14 protein-coding genes are annotated in these 19,390 nt (G+C 71.7%); 4 read left to right on the top strand and 10 right to left on the bottom strand.

Annotation, left to right across the window (positions count from 1 at the left end):
• Positions 1–223: 223 nt before the first annotated feature.
• A complete protein-coding gene (locus ACIQ6R_RS17320; protein WP_404175314.1) occupies positions 224–1,276 on the top strand; it encodes a glycosyltransferase family 2 protein in 1,053 nt (350 codons plus the stop codon).
• 24 nt (positions 1,277–1,300) lie between these two features.
• Here ACIQ6R_RS17320 and ACIQ6R_RS17315 read toward each other — a convergent pair whose 3' ends face one another.
• The 6 genes from ACIQ6R_RS17315 to ACIQ6R_RS17290 form a co-directional block, all read right to left on the bottom strand.
• Entirely contained in the window at positions 1,301–2,926 is a 1,626-nt protein-coding gene (locus ACIQ6R_RS17315) for an LCP family protein (protein WP_404175310.1), read from the bottom strand.
• Positions 2,927–3,003: 77 nt separating this feature from the next.
• Positions 3,004–4,746, bottom strand: a complete 1,743-nt coding sequence (locus tag ACIQ6R_RS17310) for an LCP family protein (RefSeq protein WP_404222670.1) — start codon at positions 4,744–4,746, stop codon at positions 3,004–3,006.
• Between the two features lie 205 nt (positions 4,747–4,951).
• Positions 4,952–6,628 carry an LCP family protein gene (locus ACIQ6R_RS17305; protein WP_404222231.1) on the bottom strand — a complete coding sequence of 559 codons (1,677 nt, stop codon included), beginning with the start codon at positions 6,626–6,628 and terminating at the stop codon, positions 4,952–4,954.
• Positions 6,629–6,824: 196 nt separating this feature from the next.
• Complete coding sequence (locus ACIQ6R_RS17300; RefSeq protein WP_404222229.1) at positions 6,825–8,612, bottom strand: LCP family protein; 1,788 nt, start codon at positions 8,610–8,612, stop codon at positions 6,825–6,827.
• A 271-nt stretch (positions 8,613–8,883) separates the two neighbouring features.
• A complete protein-coding gene (locus ACIQ6R_RS17295) occupies positions 8,884–10,137 on the bottom strand; it encodes an LCP family protein (protein ID WP_404222227.1) in 1,254 nt (417 codons plus the stop codon).
• Positions 10,138–10,654: 517 nt separating this feature from the next.
• Positions 10,655–11,419, bottom strand: coding sequence for a TIGR03089 family protein (locus tag ACIQ6R_RS17290; RefSeq protein ID WP_404175295.1), 765 nt, complete (start codon positions 11,417–11,419; stop codon positions 10,655–10,657).
• 139 nt (positions 11,420–11,558) lie between these two features.
• Between ACIQ6R_RS17290 and ACIQ6R_RS17285 the strand changes: the two genes are divergently transcribed.
• A complete protein-coding gene (locus ACIQ6R_RS17285; protein ID WP_404222225.1) occupies positions 11,559–12,941 on the top strand; it encodes a peptidoglycan recognition protein in 1,383 nt (460 codons plus the stop codon).
• 113 nt (positions 12,942–13,054) lie between these two features.
• A complete protein-coding gene (locus tag ACIQ6R_RS17280) occupies positions 13,055–14,137 on the top strand; it encodes a sugar phosphate nucleotidyltransferase (RefSeq protein ID WP_404175289.1) in 1,083 nt (360 codons plus the stop codon).
• Between the two features lie 238 nt (positions 14,138–14,375).
• Here ACIQ6R_RS17280 and ACIQ6R_RS17275 read toward each other — a convergent pair whose 3' ends face one another.
• The 4 genes from ACIQ6R_RS17275 to ACIQ6R_RS17260 all read right to left on the bottom strand — a co-directional run bounded on the left by ACIQ6R_RS17275 (position 14,376) and on the right by ACIQ6R_RS17260 (position 18,342).
• A complete protein-coding gene (locus tag ACIQ6R_RS17275) occupies positions 14,376–15,386 on the bottom strand; it encodes a DNA-3-methyladenine glycosylase family protein (protein ID WP_404175286.1) in 1,011 nt (336 codons plus the stop codon).
• Positions 15,387–15,511: 125 nt separating this feature from the next.
• The gene (locus ACIQ6R_RS17270; protein WP_404222669.1) at positions 15,512–16,831 is read right to left on the bottom strand and encodes a coenzyme F420-0:L-glutamate ligase; all 1,320 of its coding nucleotides are present in this window, start codon (positions 16,829–16,831) and stop codon (positions 15,512–15,514) included.
• An 8-nt stretch (positions 16,832–16,839) separates the two neighbouring features.
• Positions 16,840–17,799 (bottom strand): 2-phospho-L-lactate transferase, encoded by a 960-nt coding sequence (cofD, locus tag ACIQ6R_RS17265; RefSeq protein WP_404175283.1) that lies wholly within the window; start codon positions 17,797–17,799, stop codon positions 16,840–16,842.
• Positions 17,800–17,832: 33 nt separating this feature from the next.
• Entirely contained in the window at positions 17,833–18,342 is a 510-nt protein-coding gene (locus tag ACIQ6R_RS17260; RefSeq protein ID WP_404175280.1) for a cysteine dioxygenase, read from the bottom strand.
• Positions 18,343–19,027: 685 nt separating this feature from the next.
• On the opposite strand from ACIQ6R_RS17260, the gene ACIQ6R_RS17255 reads away from it, so the two are divergent.
• The gene (locus ACIQ6R_RS17255; protein ID WP_003975777.1) at positions 19,028–19,291 is read left to right on the top strand and encodes a WhiB family transcriptional regulator; all 264 of its coding nucleotides are present in this window, start codon (positions 19,028–19,030) and stop codon (positions 19,289–19,291) included.
• Positions 19,292–19,390 lie beyond the last annotated feature (99 nt).

Here is a 19,390-nt window from a genome sequence, read left to right as displayed (position 1 = left end):
ACGGCCGCGGGCCGCCGCGCTGCGGTGGAGGGCCGCCACGGGGGGACGAGGCCGGGACCCGGGGGGAGCGGGGCGGCGTGGGCAAGGTGACACCTCCGCGGGGACGGGCCGAGCGGCCGGACGTGGGATCCGTGAGCACCGTAGGCCCATACGATCTGCTGCCCGGGGCTGTGACCCCCGCGGCGCGCACCCGTGTCCCCCGTTCGCGGTAACGTGAGCACCGATGAACGCCAAGTCCGACGTGCGGCTGCCCGCCGTTTCCGTGATCATGCCCGTCCTCAACGAGGAACGGCATCTGCGCGGTTCCGTCCGCGCCATCCTGGCCCAGGAGTACGCCGGCGAGATGGAGGTCGTGATCGCCCTCGGTCCCTCCGCGGACCGTACGGACGAGATCGCCGCCGAGCTCGTGGCCGAGGATCCGCGCGTGCACACCGTGCCGAATCCCACCGGCCGTACGCCCGCCGCGCTGAACGCCGCGATCAAGGCCTCCCGCCATCCGGTCGTCGTCCGCGTCGACGGCCACGGCATGCTCTCGCCGAACTACATCGCCACGGCCGTACGGCTGCTGGAGGAGACCGGCGCGCAGAACGTCGGCGGCATCATGCACGCCGAGGGCGAGAACGCCTGGGAGGACGCCGTCGCCGCCGCGATGACGTCGAGGATCGGCGTCGGCAACGCCGCCTTCCACACGGGCGGCGAGGCGGGTCCGGCCGAGACGGTGTTCCTCGGGGTGTTCCGCCGCGAGGCGCTGGAGCGGCAGGGCGGCTACAACGAGGAGTTCATCCGCGCCCAGGACTGGGAGCTGAACTTCCGCATCCGCGAGGCCGGCGGCCTGATCTGGTTCTCGCCCGAGCTGCGGGTCTCCTACCGCCCGCGTCCGAGCGTGCGGGCGCTGGCCAAGCAGTACAAGGACTACGGCCGCTGGCGGCACGTCGTCGCCCGCTACCACTCCGGCTCCATCAACCTGCGCTACCTCGCCCCACCGACGGCCGTGTGCGCCATCGCGGCCGGCGTCGTGGTGGGCGCGGCGCTGACCCCGTGGGGCTTCGTGGTGCCCGGCGGCTACCTGGCCGCGATCGTCGCCGGCTCGCTCCCGGCGGGCAAGGGGCTGGGGCCGAAGGCGCGGGCGCGGATCCCGGTGGCGCTGGCGACCATGCACATGTCCTGGGGCTGGGGCTTTCTGACCAGCCCGCGGTCGCTGGCCAAGCGGGTCATCGCGTCGCGGCGCCCGGCGGTCCAGCCGGACGCCGAGGCCGACGCCGCCGGGACGCGGTGACGTCCGTCAGCACCGACGGCTCCCTCAGGACCAGGTGAACGCCGGGTTCACGTGCATGCAGGCGCTCTCGTCCGCGCCGTTGAGGGCCTCGGCCGACTCCGGGGTCCGGTCGTCGGACACGGGCGCCTCGTACGTCGTCCCCTCGCGCCAGTCGGCGCCCACGACGAGCGTGACACCCGAGACGTCGGTCGACCGCTGCACCGAACTCAACGGAATCCCCAGGGACTCGGCGACCCGCTGGGCGTCGCCCTCCAGGTCGGCGCTCGGGTAGCGGACGACCGTACGGTCCTCGCTCGGCAGCACCGAGGGGTCCGCCACGGCCTTGGCGAAGCCCTGCTCCACCAGTAGCCCGGTGACCGTGTTCGCGCGTCCGCGGGCCGCGCCGAGGCTGTCCGTGCGGGTGCCGTTGCGTATCTGGACCGCGATCTCGTCGTCGGCGGCGGCCGGGTCGTCCGAGACCTTCGTCTCCTCGGCGGCCGGCTTCTTCCCGGCGTCCTCGCCGTCCAGCGCTATGTCCTCCCGCACCAGCCGGAACAGCTGCTCCGCGTCCTCGGTCGGCTCCACGCGGGCGCCCACGTACCGGTTGGGCATCGTGGTCATGGTGATGCGCTCCGGCTTCACCCTGCGCAGCTCGTCGCTGAGGTCGTACAGCTTCTTGACGGTGTCGAGGCCCGGGTCGACCGTGAGCGCCCGGGTGGCCTCCTCGGCCAGCCTGCGCAGTCTGTTCGGGCTGCTCAGGGTCGCGTTCTCGCGCAGCGTCCGGACCATCGAGTTCAGGTACATGTGCTGGGCCTTGGCCCGCGCGAGGTCGCTGCCGTCCTCGAAGCCGTAGCGGGTGCGCAGCCACTGCAGGGCCTGCTCGCCCTTGACCGGGTGCGTGCCCTTCTCCAGCTTCAGGCCGGAGCCGTGGCCCTGACCGTCGCGCGAGTGGATGTTGGCGTCCACGCAGACCGGGACGCCGCCGACTGCGTCCGCCATCGACACCACGCCCGCGAAGTCGACCATCACGAAGTGGTCGATGTGGATGCCGGTCAGCTCCTGCCAGGTGGCCACCGCGCAGCCGGGGCCGCCGTGGCCGAGGCTCTGGTTGGTCATCACCCGGCCCTCGCTCGCCGGGTAGACCTTCCCGTCGTCCGGGTCGGTGCACTTGGGGATCTTCACGAGGGTGTCGCGCGGCATGCTGACGACCGACATGTTGCTGCGGTCGGCGGACAGGTGCACCAGCATCTGCACGTCCGCCAGCGGCGTGGAGCCGAACGTCTCGCGGGCGCCGCCGAGTTGCTGGTTCGCCTCGCTGTCCCGCGCGTCCGAGCCGATGACGAGGATGTTCAGCGGGGTCTGACCGGCCGCGTTCGGTGTCGGCGCCGCGACCTTGTTGTCGCCCAGGTTCAGGGCGTCCTTCCTGATGTTGTCGTTGAGGTGCTCGTAGTAGAGGTAGCCGGCGCCCGCCGTGCCGGCCACGAGCGCGGCGAGCACCACCGCGGTCCAGCGGAGCGCACGGCGGCCCCCGCGCGGACGGTCCCGGCGTCTGCCGGCCTCCGAACCGCTGTCGCCGTCGCCGCTCTCCGCAGGCCCGGCCGCCTCCGCACGCTCGGGGGCGTCCGCCGCGCCCCGCCGCGTGTCCTCCCCCTGCACACTGCTCCGCGTCATCTCCGCGTCCCTCCCCGCCTCCGCGCCACCGCGCGGGCCCGTCGCCGCCCTGTGAGACGTACGGCAGGCCCGTCAGGTCAACTGGCGCACTGCTTCTGGTCGGCCGTGGACTTCTCCACGTCCGGCGTCTTGATGGAGGCGGCGTCGAGCTTGACTCCGGCGCCCTTGAAGTCCTTGCCGAGGGTGAGGGTCATGGTGGGCAGGCCCTGGGCGTTGGTGACGCTCTCGCCGGGCTTCATGGCCGCGCCGGACAGACCGAGGATCTCGGCGAGGGCGCGGGCCTGGGCGGCCTGGTCGGGGGCGTATTCGAGGGTGGTCCTCGCGACCTCCGCGTCGGCGTTGCCCGCGTTCTCGGACTTGGTGACGCCGGCGTCGGTCTGGAGGTACAGAAGCTCCTGCTGGGCGCTGCCGGCCGGGGCGCCGCCGTTCATGACGCGGACGCGCACCTCGGACGGGTCGGACTGCTCGCCCTCGAGCCGGGCGGCGACGGCGGCCGCCTCCTTCTTCTCCTTCTTCTTGACCTCGGTGAAGGAGATGTCGTTCTTGATCATGTCGAAGATCTGGGGCGCCTCGGACGGACTGGGAACGACCGTCGCCTTGACCTTCTCGGCGGGGTTGTCGATCACCGGCACCGTCAGGAACGTGATGTTCTTCGTCGGCACCTTCTTCAGCTCCAGGGCGATGTCCTTGAGGGTGCCGACGTTGCCGATGGGCTCGTCCACGGTCAGCGCCTTGGTGGCGGCCTCGGCCAGCTTCACCAGCTTGGTGGGGCTGGTGAGGGTGTCGCTGGAGGACATCTTCCGCATGAGCGAGCCCAGGAACTGCTGCTGCACCTTGATGCGGTCCAGGTCGCCCTCGTTGCCGAAGGCGTGCCGGGTGCGGACGAAGGCGAGGGCCTGCTCGCCCTCGACCTTGGACTCGCCCGCGGGCAGCTTGAGGTGGGACTTCGGGTCGTCGACGGCCTTCTCCACGCAGACGTCGACGCCGTCGACGGCGGTGGTCAATGTCTTGACCGCGTTGAAGTCGGCCATCATGAAGTGGTCCGGCTTGATGCCGGTCGCCTCCGTGACCGTGCGCATGGTGCAGCCCGCGTTCCGGCCGCCCTCGCCGAGGCTCCGGTTGAAGCGGACGCCCTGCTCCCCGGGAACGATCGTCTCCGTTCCGTCCTCCTGCGTGGTCTCGCAGTCGGGGATGTCGACGATCAGGTCGCGGGGGATGCTGAGCGCGGTCGCGTTGGAGCGGTCCTCGGCGACGTGCAGCAGGATCGTGGTGTCCGCGTGGCCGACGCTGCCGGCGTCGCCGTAGCCCTCGTTGCCGGCTCCGGTGCGCTTGTCGGTGCCGATGATGAGGATGTTGAAGGCCTCGTCCTTGCTGAAACTGCTGCTTCCGGCGTTGCCGACGTCCGTCGTCGAGACGTTGCCCTCGAGGTGCTTGAGGTAGACGTAGCCGCCGACGCCGGCCACGAGGACGACGAACGCGGTGGAGCCACCGACCCACAGCAGGGCCTTCTTGCCCTTCGACTTCTTCGCCGGCCGGCGTCCGCGCCGCCCCGGCGCCGTCTCCTCGGGCGCCGGACGGCGCCGCCGCTGGGAGGGGACGTCACGGCCCGGCGCGGCCGTACGCCGTGCCGAACGGGCGGTGCCGCCGTCGGCGGTGGAGGAGGCGCCGGTGCCACGGGGGGCGGGTGTGCGGGGGCCCGGCACCGACGACTGCGGTGCGGAAGGGGGCAGTCGCAGTTCGTATTCACCGGTGCGCGGATTCAGTACCCACTGATCTGCGGGATCGACGTCGTCTGCCCGCCCAGGTCCTTGCGCGTCCACGGTCTCCCAATCCTCCGTCGGGGCCACGCGGCACCTTCTGCCGGAAGGCGCACGATAAAGGGTCAACATGTGCACGACGCCAGGGCGGACCTCGCGGCGGGGGCACCGGAGCGCTCACACTAGCCGCCCAGTTCAGCGTCGAACGACACCGGTGCCACATTCGACACCCCTACAACAGGGCAATCCCTCCTATTTTCCGGAACACCTACCATCGGTACGGCTTGTACACGTCCATGCACTTGCCGGTGTCCGAGCCGTTGATGGCGTCGCTGTTGTCCGGCAGGTCTCCGGCCTCGGGCGTCTTCTGTTCCGGGTATGACGCGCCGGAGCGCCAGTCCGCTCCCACGACGAGCGTGATCCCGGACACGTCGGCCGACTTCCGCACCGCGCTCGCCGGAATTCCCAGTGCCTCGGCGACGCGCCGGGCGTCGCCCGCCAACTCGGCGCTCGGGTAACGGACCACGGTCCTTTCCTCGGACAGCGCGGCCGAGGTGTCCTTGGTCGCCTTGCCGAAGCCCTTCCGTACGAGGGCCTGGGCGACCGCGCCCGCACGGCCGCCGACCGGACCGAGGGTGGCGGAGCGGGTGGCGTTCTGGACGACGACGCCGATCTCGGAGTCGGGGGCGGTGGTGTCGCCGGAGGGCTTCTCGCCGGAGTCCTTCCCGCTGTCCTTCCCGCTGTCCCTTCCCGCCTCCTCTGTGGTGCCGTCGCCCTTGGCGCCTTTGTCGTCGAAGGACACGTCGTCGCGGAGCATCGCCCACATCCGCTCCGCGTCGTCACCGGCCGGGAGCAGGTGGTTCGCGTTCTGCGAGTCCTGGACGGTGGGCATCGTCGTCATGGTGATGCGGTCCGTCGGCACCGTCTTGAGCTGCATGCCCAGGTCGTAGAGCTTCTTGACCGTGCCGATCTCCTCGGACACCGTCAGCGACTTCGTGGCCGCCTCGGCCAGGTTCATCAGCCTGCCCGTGTCGGTGAAGACGTTCTGCCCCTTCAGGGTGCGGATCATCGAGTTCATGTACATGTGCTGGGCCCGGGCCCGCAGCAGGTCGCTGCCCCAGGCGTGCCGGGTGCGCAGCCACTGCAGCGCCTGTTCGCCCTGCACCTTCTTCCGGCCGGCCTCCAGCTTCAGTCCCGAGCCGCCGGGCACGCCGGGCAGCGGGCGGTCCCACACGTTCTGGTTCACACAGACCTCGACGCCGCCGACGGCGTCCGCCATCGACACCACGCCCGCGAAGTCGATCGTCATCCAGTGGTCGATGTAGACGCCGGTGAGGTTCTCCCAGGTGGCCAGGGTGCAGCCGGCGCCGCCGCGGCCCAGCGACTCGTTGATGATCGTGTTGGTCGCCGGGTACTTCTCGCCGCTGTCCGGGTCGGTGCACTCGGGGATGTCGACCCGGGTGTCGCGGGGGATGCTCACGACCGCGGCGCTCCTGCGGTCCGCGGCCAGGTGGATGAGCATCTGCACGTCGCCCAGCGGCGGGCTGTCGCGGTTGTTCCGGCCGCCGCCCAGCGACACGTTGGCGTCGGAGGCGCGGCTGTCGGAGCCGACCAGCAGGATGTTCACCGGGGTCTGTCCGGCCGCGTTCGGCTCGGCCTTGTGCGCCTTGGAGTCGCCGCTGCTGCGCTCGCCCTTCTCGATGTTGCCGTTCAGGTGCTCGTAATAGAGGTATCCGGCGCCGGCAGTCCCGAGTATCAGTACCGCGAGGGTCGTCGCGGACCAGCGGAGCGCGCGATGCCGGCGTCCGGCCCGCCGCCGCCCGGGCCGTCTGCCGTTCCCGTCCCCCGGGGCTCCCCGGCCGCCCGTGCCCGCGCCGCCCCCGCCCCGGTCGGGCCGGACGGCGCCCGGTCGCGTCCCCTCCCCGTGCACACTGCTCTGCGTCATGCCTCTCCCACCCCCGGACCCGCGAACGCCCCTCTGCGCGCCGCCTGTTCGCACAGTTGGACGTACGGGCTCCCTCGTTGGCTGTACGGCGGTCCCGACGGATTGCTCGCGTCCCGGAGGGCTACTCCCGTCCCAGCCGTCTCCCGGGCGCACCAATGGACTGTCGTACTGTCAGACGCACGTGCAGCCCGTCAGGTCACTTCGCGCACTCGACCTTGTCCGCCGTCTTCTGCCGGGCCTCTTCGGGGGTCTTCGCGGAGGTGGCGTCGAGCTTGACTCCGGCGCCCTTGAAGTCCTTGCCGAGGGTGAGGGTCATGGTGGGCAGGCCCTGGGCGTTGGTGACGCTCTCGCCCGGCTTCATGGCCGCGCCGGACAGGCCGAGGATCTCGGCGAGGGCACGGGCCTGGGCGGCCTGGTCGGGGGCGTATTCGAGGGTGGTCTTCGCGATGTCCTCGGGGGCGTCGCCCGCGTTCTCGGACTTGTCGACCCCGGCCTCGGTCTGCAGGTACAGAAGCTCCCGCTGGGCGCTGCCGTCGGGTGCGCCGCCGTTGAGGACACGGACGCGGATCTCGGAGGGCTCGGACTTCTCGCCCTCGAGCCGGGCGGCGACGGCGGCGGCCTCCTTCTTGTCCTCCTCCTTCTCCTTCTTCTTGACCTCGGTGAAGGAGACGTCGCTTCTGATCATGTCGAAGACCTGCTGGGCGGGTTCCTCCTGGAGGACGACGGTCGCCTTGACCTTCTCGGCGGGGTTGTCGCGCACCGGCACCGTGGCGAAGGTCAGGTTCTTGGTGTTGAGCTTGCCCAGCTCCAGTCCGAGGTCCTTCAGTTTGCCGATGCTGTCCAGCTTGGAGTCGACGGTCAGCGCCTCGGTCGCCGCCTCGGCGAGTTTCACCATCTTCGACGGGCTGGTGAGCGTGTCGTTGGACTTGAGTTTGCGCATCAGCGCGCCGAGGAACTGCTGTTGGATCTCGATGCGGCTCAGGTCACCGCCGAAGCCCACGGAGTGCCGGGTGCGCACGAAGGCGAGGGCGTCCTCGCCCTCGATCGTGTGCTCGCCCGCCGGCAGGTCCAGGTGCGAGTCCGGGTCGTCGATGTCCTTCGCCAGGCACACCTCGACTCCGTCGACCGCGGTGGTGAGCGTCTTGACGGCGTTGAAGTCGGCCACCATGAAGTTGTCGGGTGTGATCCCGGTCAGTTCGGTGACGGTCCGCATGGTGCAGCTGGGTGTACGGCCGCTCTGGCCGAGGCTCGTGTTGAAACGGACGCCGGTGGAGCCGGGGATGACCTTCTTGGTCCCGTCCTCCTGCGTGGTCGGGCAGTCGGGGATGTCGACGATCAGGTCGCGGGGGATGCTGAGCGCGGTCGCGTTGGAGCGGTCCTTGGCGACGTGCAGCAGGATCGTGGTGTCGGCGTGGCCCGCGCTGCCCGTGTCGCCGTAGCCCTCGTTGCCGTCGCCGGTGCGCTTGTCGGTGCCGATCAGCAGGATGTTGATCGCCTTGTCCTTCTGGAACCCACCGGTGCTCGCGCCGTCGTCGGAGACGGACTTGATGTTGTCGTTGAGGTGCTCCAGATAGAGGTAACCGGCCGTGCCGGCGGCGAGGACGACGAACGCCATGGTGCCGCCGGTCCACAGCAGGACCTTCTTGCCCTTCGACTTCGTCTTCGCCGGCCGCCGACGACCGCGCCGTCCGGGCGGCGGCTCCTCGGGTGCCGTACGGCGCCTGCGGGGCGGAGGGACCTCGCGGCCCGGGGCGGTCGCGGGGGCCGACGCCGACGTCTGTGCGCCACGGCCGCGTGACCCGCCGGGTGCGCCGCGGCCGCGGGAACCGCGGGTTACGTCGGGTACGGCGGTTCGGGGGCCCGGGACCGTCGACTGCGGTGCGGAAGCGGGCAGTCGCAGTTCGTATTCGCCGGTGTCCGGATTGAGTACCCACTGGTCTGCGGGGTCGATGTCTTCCGCCCGTCCACGGCCTTGCGCGTCCACGGTTGTCCGAATCCTCCGTCGGGGCCACGCGGCGCCATCCCCTCCAGGCGCCAGGTCTCGCTCACTCGTTGCCCGGCCCCGGGCAGAACCTCGTGGCCGGGCACACCGGAGCGCTCACATTAACCGCCCGGTTCGGTGCGGGGCGATGGCAGTGACACATTCCACGAACCTTACAACTGGGCAATCCGGCGCATTTATTGGACAATTGTCCGCCTTTTGTGTCGGCTGTGTGCCCGCCTCGCGCCCATCTTGCGGCGCCTTGGAATGCGCTTTACCCGCAGACGTCCTCTGCGGCGGTGTTCCCGCTGAACGTCGGTGCCGGGGACTCGCCGTCCTCGGGTTCGCGGGGGTTCCCGGAACCGGCCGGCGGGTCCGGCTCGGCCGTAGCCGCGATCGCCACGGGTTCGTCCGTCCGCAGGCGGGTGAACAGCTTCTCGGCGTCGGGCTCCACGAGTTGGTCGCGATTGGCGTCCCCCGCATACGACTCCCGGGGAACGGTCAGGAATTGCACGCGCTCGGTGGGAATGCCGCGCAGCCCCCGTACGAGGTCGTACAGACCACGCAGACTCGCCAGGTCCGGATCCGTCGTGAGGGACGACGTGGCCGCGTCCAGAACGGGATACAGCTTCACCGGATTCAGCAGTACGTCATTGCTCTGCACCTTGCTGACGAGCGCCCCCAGGAAGCGCTGCTGCCGGTCCATCCGGTCGGTGTCGCTGCCGTCACCGAGGGACTTGCGGGCGCGGACGTAGCCGAGCGCCTGCTCCCCGTCGAGCGTGACCCGGCCCGCGGGCAGTTTCAGCTTGGCGTCCTTGTCGTCGACCGGTTTCCGCAGGCACACCTCGACGCCGTCGAGCGCGTCGACCAGCTTCTTGAAGCCCTGGAAGTCCACGACCACGTGGTGGTCGATCCGAACGCCGGTCAGCTTCTCGACCGTCCGGATCGAGCACGCCGAACCACCCACCTCGTAGGCGTGGTTGAACTGTGCGAAGGCGGGCCGGGTGCGGGAACCGTCGGGGCGGCGGCAGTCGGGCACGTCCACCATCAGGTCGCGGGGGAGGGAGACGGCGGTGGCGCTGTCCCGGCCCGCGGCCAGGTGCAGCAGGATCGTGGTGTCCGACCGCTCGGTACCGCTGTCCCGGCCGTAGCGCGCGTTGCCGTCACCGGACCGCGAGTCCGACCCGATCAGCAGCACGTTCTGGGCGCCGCGGACCAGCGAGGTGGGCCGCTCCTTCTCGTACCGGGCCAGTTCGGCCGCCGCCGCCTCGTCCGACGTGATGTTGCCGTCGAGCTTGGCGTACACCGCCCATCCGGCCCCCACTGCGCCGACGGCCAGTACGGCGACCACGATCCCGGCACGCCCCAGCCGCCGCCTACGACGCCGCCGCCTCAGCCCGTCCCCGATCGCGGACGCCCCCGCCCCGGACGCCGGGTCCCCCTCGCCACGGCCCCCGTCGAGGGGCGCGCCTGCGTCGTCATGGCTCACGTCTCCCTCCGTCCCGCACACGTGCGCTCCTACGACCATGACCCGCACGAGCACCGAAGACGGAACGGGGCTGAGCCGAACGGGGCACGGGTGCGCTTCCGGGCCGGACGGGGCGCGCGCCCGCCCTGACGCCTACGGGCACTCCGGCGGCGCGCTGCGCCGGGTCACGCCGATCCGTGGCGCGGGGCGTCGCCCGGCCGTGCGGCCGTGCGCACTCAGGCCGTGCGGCCGTGCGCACTCAGGCCGTGCGGCCGTGCGCACTCAGGCCGCGCGGCCGTGCGCACTCACGCCGTGCGATCGCCCGTCCGCGCACCCACGCCGGACACCGACGCCGAGGAGGGGCGGCGCCGTGTCGTGTCAACGCCGGTTGCAGCCCCGGCCCCGGCCCCGGCCCGACCCCGGCCGACACTCACGCCGGACGATCGTCACCCGAGGGAACATCCGCCGCCGCCTCACCCGGTGCCGAGTCAGCGCCCCGCGGCAGACACCCACTCGACGCCGAGCCACCACCCCCGGCAGACACCCACCCAACGCCGAGTCACCCCCGGCGCGCACCTCACCGCGCCGTCGCCGAGACCTTCTCCGCCTCGATCCGCTGGTCCACGACCCCCGCCGCCGCCCGCTCCAGATGCCGGCACAAGACCACCGAGCCTCCACTGGCCAACGGCCCGTACAACCCCGCGCTCAACCCCGCCCAGGTGTCGTACGGCAACCCCGACAGAATCCGCGCCCCCGGCCCCGTGAGCCCGAGCCCCGACGCCTCCGCACGGGCCCGTTCCACGACCTCGGCCCCGCTGAACTCCCGCCCGGCCACGATCAGCGCGGGCTCCTCCGGGTCCACCGGCACGTACGGCACGAACCGGTCCCCCTGCCCCGGCACCTCCACCGCGTAGTCGGCGAAGCCCTCCGGTGCCGCCGGTACGAACCGCCCCCCGAGCGGCCGCAGTGCCAGCGCGATCCGCGCGCCCGAGCACGCCCGTGCCGCCTCCAGCGACTCAGGCTCCGGCCCGCTCACGACGACGTCGGCGGCAGCCGGATCACCCGCCATGTCGGCGACGACACCCACCGACGCGCACGCCAGCAGCCACACCGCCGTCTGCCAGTGCGCGGGCAGCAGCAGCGCGACCCGGTCGCCGGGTTCGACGGACAGTTCGTCCTGGAGCAGATTCGCGGTCTTGGCCACCCAATTGGCGAAGGTGGCCACGGAGAGTTCGACGCGTTCGCCGGTGGCGTCGTCGTAGAAGGTCACCAGGGGGCGTCCCGGGTCCGCGGCGAGCGCGGAACTCAGCAGGTCGGCAGGGGTGCGGTCGGTCGCGTTCACCCGCGCAAGCGTACGCGGGCCCACGGGCGCGCACCGAGCGTACGGCGTACCGCACCGCCACCGGATCGGACGAATACGCCCTACGCCCCGTCAGATCACGGATGGACAGATTTGTACGACGATGTCCACGATCAGGGGCATGCGTGGATTCCTTGCTTCCTCGATCGGTGTCACGTGCGCGGCCGCCCTGGCCCTTCCGCTCGCCCCGCCCGCGGCGGCGGCAGACCCCTCCGCGGCTCCGCCCACGAGCGGAAGGACGGCGCGGTCCGAGGCGTACGTCCCCGGCGGCACCCAGTCGCTGCCCCTCGCCCCCCTCACCCGCGACCGAGCCCCCGGCGCCGCCGAACAGGGGGTACCCCGCCGGGACGTACGGCACTTCTCGATGGTCGGTCTCGTCTGGGACAACCCGGCCACCGAACTGCACGGCCACGTGCAGGTCCGCACCCGCGCCACCGCCACCGGTGCCTGGTCCGGCTGGCAGCAGTTGGAGACCCACAACGCCGACCACGCCGCCGACCCCGGCACCCCCGAGAGCACCTCGGGCCGCGTCCGTGGCGCCACCGCCCCGCTGTGGGTGGGCGAGTCCGACGGCGTGGAGGTCCGGGTGCGAGCGGAGAGCGTCCCGGACGCCACCAGCCCGGCCACGAGAGCCACCGGCGCCACCACAGCCGCCCCGGCCGCCGCCTCCCCCCTCCCCACCGGCATGCGCCTCGAACTCATCGACCCCGGCGAGGGCGTCCCGCCCGCGGCGGCCCCCGGGCCGGAGGAGGGCCCCCGCACCACCGGCATGACCACCGAGTCCGTCGCCGCCTCCGCCGTGAACGCCGACCTCGCCCCGCTCGGCGCCACCGAGATCCCGGCCCTGAGCCGGGCGCAGACCCAAGCCGGACTCGGCACCCAGCAGCAGGCCAAGCCCTACGTCGGCCCCCGCCCGGGCATCACCACGCGCCGGGGCTGGGGCGCCAACGAGAAGCTGCGCGAGAAGAAGTTCGTGTACACGAAGAAGGTCAAGGCGGCCTTCGTGCACCACTCGGCCACCGGCAACAACTACAGCTGCAAGCAGGCGCCGTCAGTCATTCGCAGTATCTACCGCTACCACGTCAACAGCATGGGCTGGCGTGACCTCGGCTACAACTTCCTCGTCGACAAGTGCGGAAAGATCTACGAGGGACGTGCCGGGGGCGTGGCGAAGTCGGTACTGGGTGCCCACACCCTGGGGTTCAACTCCAACAGCATGGGCATCGCCGTGATCGGCACGTACAGCTCCAAGAAGCCGTCGGCGGCCGCCGTCAAGGCGATCGCCCGGCTCACCGCGTGGAAGCTAGGTCTCCACGGCATGAATCCGCGCGGGAAGACATACCTGAAGTCCGGTGGTGGGAATCTCTACCGAAAAGGTAAGAACGTACGACTGAACGTCATCTCCGGTCACCGCGACGGCTTCGTCACCAGCTGCCCCGGCAACAAGCTCTACGGCAAGCTCGGCTCGACCCGCTCGACGGCGGCCAAGTACCAGGGCCGCTGAGGGCGACACCGCACGCCCCCTCGCACGACCACCGAAGGCGCCATGGAACGGTCTGCATACACTGGCCGGCCGAAAGACAGTTCGGCCGGTCCCGGCAGGAAGCAGAGACGACGGTGACAGAAGCGATCCTCCTGGTCGGCGGCAAGGGCACGCGGCTGCGGCCGCTCACGGTCAACACGCCCAAGCCCATGGTCAGGGCGGCGGGGGTGCCGTTCCTCACGCATCAGCTGGCGCGGGCGAAGGCGGCGGGCGTCGACCACATCGTGCTCGCGACGAGCTACCTGGCGGAGGTCTTCGAACCGTACTTCGGCGACGGCTCGGCCCTCGGTCTCCACCTCGAGTACGTCACGGAGGAGGAGCCGCTCGGCACCGGCGGTGCGATCCGCAACGTGGCGTCCCGGCTGCACTCGGGCCCCGACGACCCGGTCCTCATCTTCAACGGGGACATCCTGACGGGCCTGGACATCGGAGCGCTGGTCCGCACCCACGGGACGACGGGCGCGGACGTCTCCCTGCACCTGACGAAGGTGACCGACCCGAGGGCGTACGGCCTGGTCCCCACGGACGACACGGGCAGGGTGCTCGCCTTCCTGGAGAAGCCCCAGACGCCGGAGGAGATCGTCACCGACCAGATCAACGCGGGGGCGTACGTCTTCCGCCGCTCGGTCATCGACACGATCCCGGCGGGCCGCCCGGTCTCGGTCGAACGCGAGACCTTCCCGGAACTCCTCGCCACCGGAGCCCACCTCCAGGGCATGGTCGACTCCACGTACTGGCTGGACCTCGGCACCCCGGCGGCCTTCGTACGCGGCTCTGCCGACCTGGTCCTGGGCCGCGCCCCGTCCCCGGCGATACCGGGCCGCTGCGGCGACCGCCTCGTCCTCCCCACGGCGCGGGTCGCGCCCGACGCCAAACTGGCCGGCGGCACGGTGGTCGGCGAGGGCGCCTTCGTGGCGGAGGGCGCGCGCGTCTTCGGCAGCACGATCCTGCCCGGCGCCGTCATCGAACCGGGCGCCGTGATCACCGACTCCCTCATCGGCACCCGCGCCCGCGTCGGCACCCGCTCGGTCCTCACCGACACGGTCATCGGCGACGGCGCCGTCATCGGTGCCGACAACGAACTCCGCTCCGGCGCCCGAATCTGGTGCGACGCCCACATCCCCCCGGCAGCCCTACGCTTCTCACCCGACGCATAGCGAGCTGCGGGCAGTCGTGCCGCTGGGGCGGCACGGGTGGGCGGTGGGGCCCCCGCTCGAGCGAAGCCGAGAGTGGGGGAGGCACCCCGCAGCGCCGGGCCGCGCCACCCACCCCCGCTCCACACCCACGCCGCGCAACCGGGAACACCGGACCAACGAACCGGCAGACCAACGAACCGTCGGGCCAGCGAACCGTCGGGCCAGCGAACCGGGGGACCAGCAACCCGGCGCACCGGCGTCAGAGCCGCTCAATCCCCCGCGGAGCCATCCGCGGCGCCCGCCGCCCCGGCACCCGCCCACTCAGCAACACCAGCCGAGCCGCCCGATGCCGCTGCCCGGCATACGGCTCCAGCAGTCGCAGCATCACGGCGTCGTCCGCATGCCGGTCCCCGCCCAGCGCGAACCCCACGATCCCCGGCAGATGCAGATCCCCCACCGTCACCGCGTCCGGCGCCCCATGACTGCGCTGCACGGTCTCCGCTGACGTCCACGGCCCGATCCCGGGCACGACCTCCAGCCGCTCCCGCGCCGCCGCCGGCTCCATCCCGGCCGCCTCCTCCAGCCGCGCCGCGACCCGCACGGCCCGCAGGATCGTCGACGCCCGCTTGTTGTCCACCCCGGCCAGGTGCCACTCCCAGGACGGGATCAGCGCCCACGTCCGCGCCGACGGCATGACACACATCCGCCCGGGCGCGGGCCCCGGCGCCGGTTCCCCGTACTTCCGTACGAGCAGGCGCCACGCCTGGTACGCCTCCAGCGTCGTGACCTTCTGCTCCAGGATCGACGGGATCAGCGACTCCAGCACCAGCCCGGTCCGCGTCAGCCGCAACCCCGGCCGCCGGTGCCGTGTCAGCGCCAGCAACCGGTGCCGCGGCACGAACGCGGACGGATCGTCGTCGGCGCCCAGCATCCGCGGCAGCTGCTCCAGCAGCCACTCCGCGCCCGGCCCCCAGGCCTCGCCCCGCGCCTCACCGCCGCGCGCGGTGACCCGCAGCGTGCCCGGCCCGGCGGGTGTCCGGCTGGCCCGCCACACCGAACCGTCCGGCATCGTGCGGAACGTCGGGTCGCCCGGCCCCCGCCGCAGCGGCCCGAGGACCAGCCCCAGCTCCAGCGGCCCGTCCGGCACGTGCACCCGTACCTTCCCCGGCGCGGCGGCCTGCCGGGCGAGAGGCACACCGTGCGCGGGTACGACGGTCTCCCCGCCGCGCACAGTCGTACGCGAGGGCCGGGGAGCGAAACGTCCTGCCACGGGTGCGGTCCTCGAGACGGAGAGGGACGGAGAGGGACGGAGAGGGACGGGAGGAAGGCGGGAGGAGAAGGGAGACGGCGAGGAAAGGGGGAGTCCCTACGAGGGTAGAGGCTCGCCCGTCCGGCTCACCGCACCTCGATGAAGCTCTCCGCGTCCCTCGCGGGCCGTGCCCGGGGCTCCTCGGCAGGGTGACCGACCGCGACCGCGCCCATCGGGTCCCAGTCCGCCGGCAGTCCGAGCACCTCGCGTACGACCTCCCGGCAGAACATCGTCGAGGACACCCACGCCGAACCCAGCCGCTCCCCGGCGAGCGCGACGAGCAGGTTCTGCACGCCGGCGCCGGTGGCGACCACGAACATCTCCCGCTCGGCCCCGTCGCGCCGTGCGTCCCCATACGTGTGCGAGCCGTCCGTCACGAGGCAGGGGACGACCAGATACGGCGCGTTCCGCAGGACGTCACCGCGCCGGACTCGCTTGGCGATCGACTCCTCGCTCTTGCCGTCCCGCCGCAGGTCCGCGATCCAGGCGTCCCGCATCGCGTCCAGCAGCCGGGTCCGGGACCCGGCCGACTCCAGCAGCACGAACCGCCACGGCGTGGTGTGGTGCGGCGCCGGTGCGGTCACGGCGGCCGCCACCGCCCGGCGCACGGCACCGGGGTCGACCGGCTCGTCCGTGAAGGCCCGTACCGTACGGCGCTGGGTGACCGCCTGCCGGACCGCCTCCGACGTGCCCAGCCGGAACATGTCGTCGCGCGCGCCGCGCACCATCGCCCGGGCGCCCTCGCCGTCGTCGTCGGCCACCACCCGCGGCAGTCCGCGCACGACGGCGACGGGCAGCCCGGCGGCCTTCCCCTTGACCAGGTCGCCCGCGGCGGCGAGTTCGTCGGCGGTGGCGACGACGGTGGAGCCCAGCGGATTGCCGTGCTCGTCCGTGCCCCCGCGCAGGTCGTCGAGGACACGGACGCCGGCGGCGCCGATGGCCACGTCCGTGAGTCCGGCCCGCCAGGGCCGCCCGAAGGTGTCGGTGACGACCACGCCGATGTCCACGCCCAGCGCGTCGCGCAGTCCGGCGCGGATGCCGCGCGCGGAGGCGTCCGGGTCTTCGGGGAGCAGCAGCACCGTCCCGGAGGGCGTGTTGGAGGCGTCGACCCCGGCCGCCGCCATGACCAGGCCCTGGCGGTTCTCGACGATGCGCAGCGCGCCGCGCCGGGCCACCACCCGCACGGTCTCCGCGTCGATCGCGGCCTCCCGGTCGGTGGCCGCCACGACACGGCCCTCGGCCTTGGACACGATCTTGGACGTGACGAGCAGCACGTCCCCGTCGGCGAGGGCGGGCTCGGCCGCCGCGATCAGCTTGGCCAGGTCGTCACCCGGCCGCACCTCCGGCAGACCGGGAACGGCCCACACCCGGTAACCCTCCCCGGGGCCGGACCCGCCGTCACGCACGCCGTCACTCACGCCTCCCGCACCTCCTCGGCCAGCGTCAGCGCCTCACGGGCCATCTGCGCCGTCGCGTCGAGGTCGGTCATCATCAGCGGTACGGCGCGGCAGAGGATGCCGGCCGCCTTGACGCGCGTGACGGACTCCGCGTCGACCGTGTCGACCAGCCAGCCGTCGAGCAGTCCCGAGCCGTAGTGCTCGGCGACCGCGGCCGCCGTGGACTCCACGCCGACCGCCGCGAGCACCTTGTCGGCCATCCCGCGCACGGGCGCGTCCCCGACGATCGGGGACAGGCCCACCACCGGCACCCCGGCGTCGGCGATCGCCTCCCGGATGCCGGGCACGGCGAGGATCGTGCCGACCGAGACGACCGGGTTGGAGGGCGGGAAGAGGATCACGTCCGCCTCCGCGATGGCCTCCAGGACACCGGGCGCCGGCTTCGACTGTTCGGCGCCGACCGGCACGACCGCCTCGGCCGGGACCGAGGCCCGCAGCCGTACCCAGTACTCCTGGAAGTGGACCGCCTTGCGCTCCCCGTCCAGCTCGACGGCGACGTGCGTCTCCACGCGGTCGTCGGTCATCGGAATGAGGTGCACGCCGGGCTTCCAGCGGTCGCACAGCGCCTGCGTCACCGCGCTGAGCGGGAAACCGGCGGTGATCATCTGCGTCCGCACGATGTGCGTGGCGAAGTCGCGGTCGCCGAGGCCGAACCACTCGGGTCCGACGCCGTACGCCGCGAGTTCCTCCTTGAGATGGAAGGTCTCGTCGGCCCGTCCCCAGCCCTGCTCCTCGTTGATGCCGCCGCCGAGCGTGTACATCACCGTGTCGAGGTCCGGGCAGACCTTCAGCCCGAAGAGGTGGATGTCGTCCCCGGTGTTGCCGATGACCGTGATGTCCGCGTCCGGCGCGGCCTGCTTCAGACCACGCAGGAACCGGGCACCGCCGATGCCGCCTGCCAGAACCACAATGCGCATGGCCCCAGTCTCGCAGGCGGGTACGACACCGTGTCAGGCAGTCGTCACGGCTCGGGGATCGGCGCCGGCACCCGAGCACTGTGCGGAGTGCATCGGCATGTCCGTCAGCCCCGGGTAGTAGACGTGCAGGCTGACCGCCGGCTCCAGCGCGTCGTTGACCACCTCGTGCACGTACCCCGGCGCGAACACCCTCTGGGCTCCCGCCCGCAACACGCGCGTGCCGCGCTCCGTGTGCTCGGTCAGGGTGCCGTCCAGGACGGTCAGCACGCCGGAGGAGGGGCCGTGGTCATGGCGTCCGCTGCCCTGGCCGGGCAGCCAGGACAGCAGCCAGACCTCGTAGCCGGGGCCGGTGCGCAGCCGGTGGTACCAGCGTGTCGTCGCGTCGTACCGGACGAGGTGCTCCCACTCGGACCGGTCGGCGGCGATGGACCGGGCGAGGCCGGCGAACTCGGCGACGGTGGCCGGGTGCTCGCGCGGTGCCTGCAGGAGGTGGGGGACTTCGAGGATGTCGCCGGCGATCTGGAGGTCGCTGTCGCTGTTCATGGGTGCGGTGGGTCCTCGGCGGAAGAGTGCGGGAGGCGAAGAAGGAAGAGGGAGAACGCCCTGGTGGGGCGGGCAGTGAAGACACGAGTCGCGTGGACTCGGACAGCCGGAACGCGGTTGGCTCAACAGCTGGAACAGCAACAACAGCTACAGCGAGCGCGGGCAGCACCGTGGGACCCGGCGGTGCGGGTCGAGGTGAGCGCCAAGTTCGCGAGCATGCCCACAAGGACAGCGGTTCACACCAGCACTGTCAACTCGGTGCCCGTTATGTGGGACATGTTTCACCTCATCCGGTTCACCTCGCAGGGGAAAGGTTTGCTCAGGGGGCTTCCGGGACACATGGCGCACAAGCCGGGCGCACAACCCCCGTTGCGATCCCGTGATCCGAATGTGATCAGGTTCGCTTCGGCGTGTGTATCGGAACGGGATCGAACGCTCGGGCGTCCTTCCTGGTGCGGGCTCCACGCGGGTCGGGTGTCCTTGGGTCCCTCATTGGTATGTCGAGGTTTAGGCCGATTTGAACACTTTCCGCTTGGCCTTGGTTCCGCAGAGTGAATAAGGGGCCCAATAGCAGATCTCGGCTTGACTCGCCCGGAGCAGCACACTTGTAATTTCACTCGTGTCGTTCAGCCGGAATCGGTAACGGCTAGATCACGGGGACGCGAAAGACAGACGAGGGGCGCACATGACCGAGCTGGTGCAGCAACTGCTGGTCGACGACGCGGACGAGGAACTCGGCTGGCAGGAGCGCGCACTGTGCGCCCAGACCGACCCCGAGTCCTTCTTTCCCGAGAAGGGCGGCTCCACCAGGGAGGCCAAGAAGGTCTGCCTCGCCTGCGAGGTCCGCTCCGAGTGCCTCGAGTACGCCCTTGCCAACGACGAGCGTTTCGGCATCTGGGGCGGCCTGTCCGAGCGGGAGCGCCGCCGCCTGAAGAAGGCCGCCGTCTGACCCGCCGCCCGACCCGCCGTCCGACGGACGGCGCGTGCTCCGCACGTACAGCACCACCCCGCGTACACAACGGCGGGAACGGCCCCTCGCGGGTGGGTT

The organism is Streptomyces sp. NPDC096048 (assembly GCF_044763415.1).
GTDB lineage: Bacteria > Actinomycetota > Actinomycetes > Streptomycetales > Streptomycetaceae > Streptomyces.
This window is presented reverse-complemented; position numbering and strand designations above follow the sequence as displayed.

What these genes read in the sequence shown, in the direction of transcription:
- ACIQ6R_RS17320 (WP_404175314.1), top strand. Translation starts at nt 224, where the DNA reads ATGAACGCCAAGTCCGACGTGCGGCTGCCCGCCGTTTCCGTGATCATG.
- ACIQ6R_RS17315 (WP_404175310.1), bottom strand. Translation starts at nt 2,926, where the DNA reads ATGACGCGGAGCAGTGTGCAGGGGGAGGACACGCGGCGGGGCGCGGCG.
- ACIQ6R_RS17305 (WP_404222231.1), bottom strand. Translation starts at nt 6,628, where the DNA reads ATGACGCAGAGCAGTGTGCACGGGGAGGGGACGCGACCGGGCGCCGTC.
- ACIQ6R_RS17295 (WP_404222227.1), bottom strand. Translation starts at nt 10,137, where the DNA reads ATGGTCGTAGGAGCGCACGTGTGCGGGACGGAGGGAGACGTGAGCCAT.
- ACIQ6R_RS17285 (WP_404222225.1), top strand. Translation starts at nt 11,559, where the DNA reads ATGCGTGGATTCCTTGCTTCCTCGATCGGTGTCACGTGCGCGGCCGCC.
- cofD (WP_404175283.1), bottom strand. Translation starts at nt 17,799, where the DNA reads ATGCGCATTGTGGTTCTGGCAGGCGGCATCGGCGGTGCCCGGTTCCTG.
- ACIQ6R_RS17260 (WP_404175280.1), bottom strand. Translation starts at nt 18,342, where the DNA reads ATGAACAGCGACAGCGACCTCCAGATCGCCGGCGACATCCTCGAAGTC.
- ACIQ6R_RS17255 (WP_003975777.1), top strand. Translation starts at nt 19,028, where the DNA reads ATGACCGAGCTGGTGCAGCAACTGCTGGTCGACGACGCGGACGAGGAA.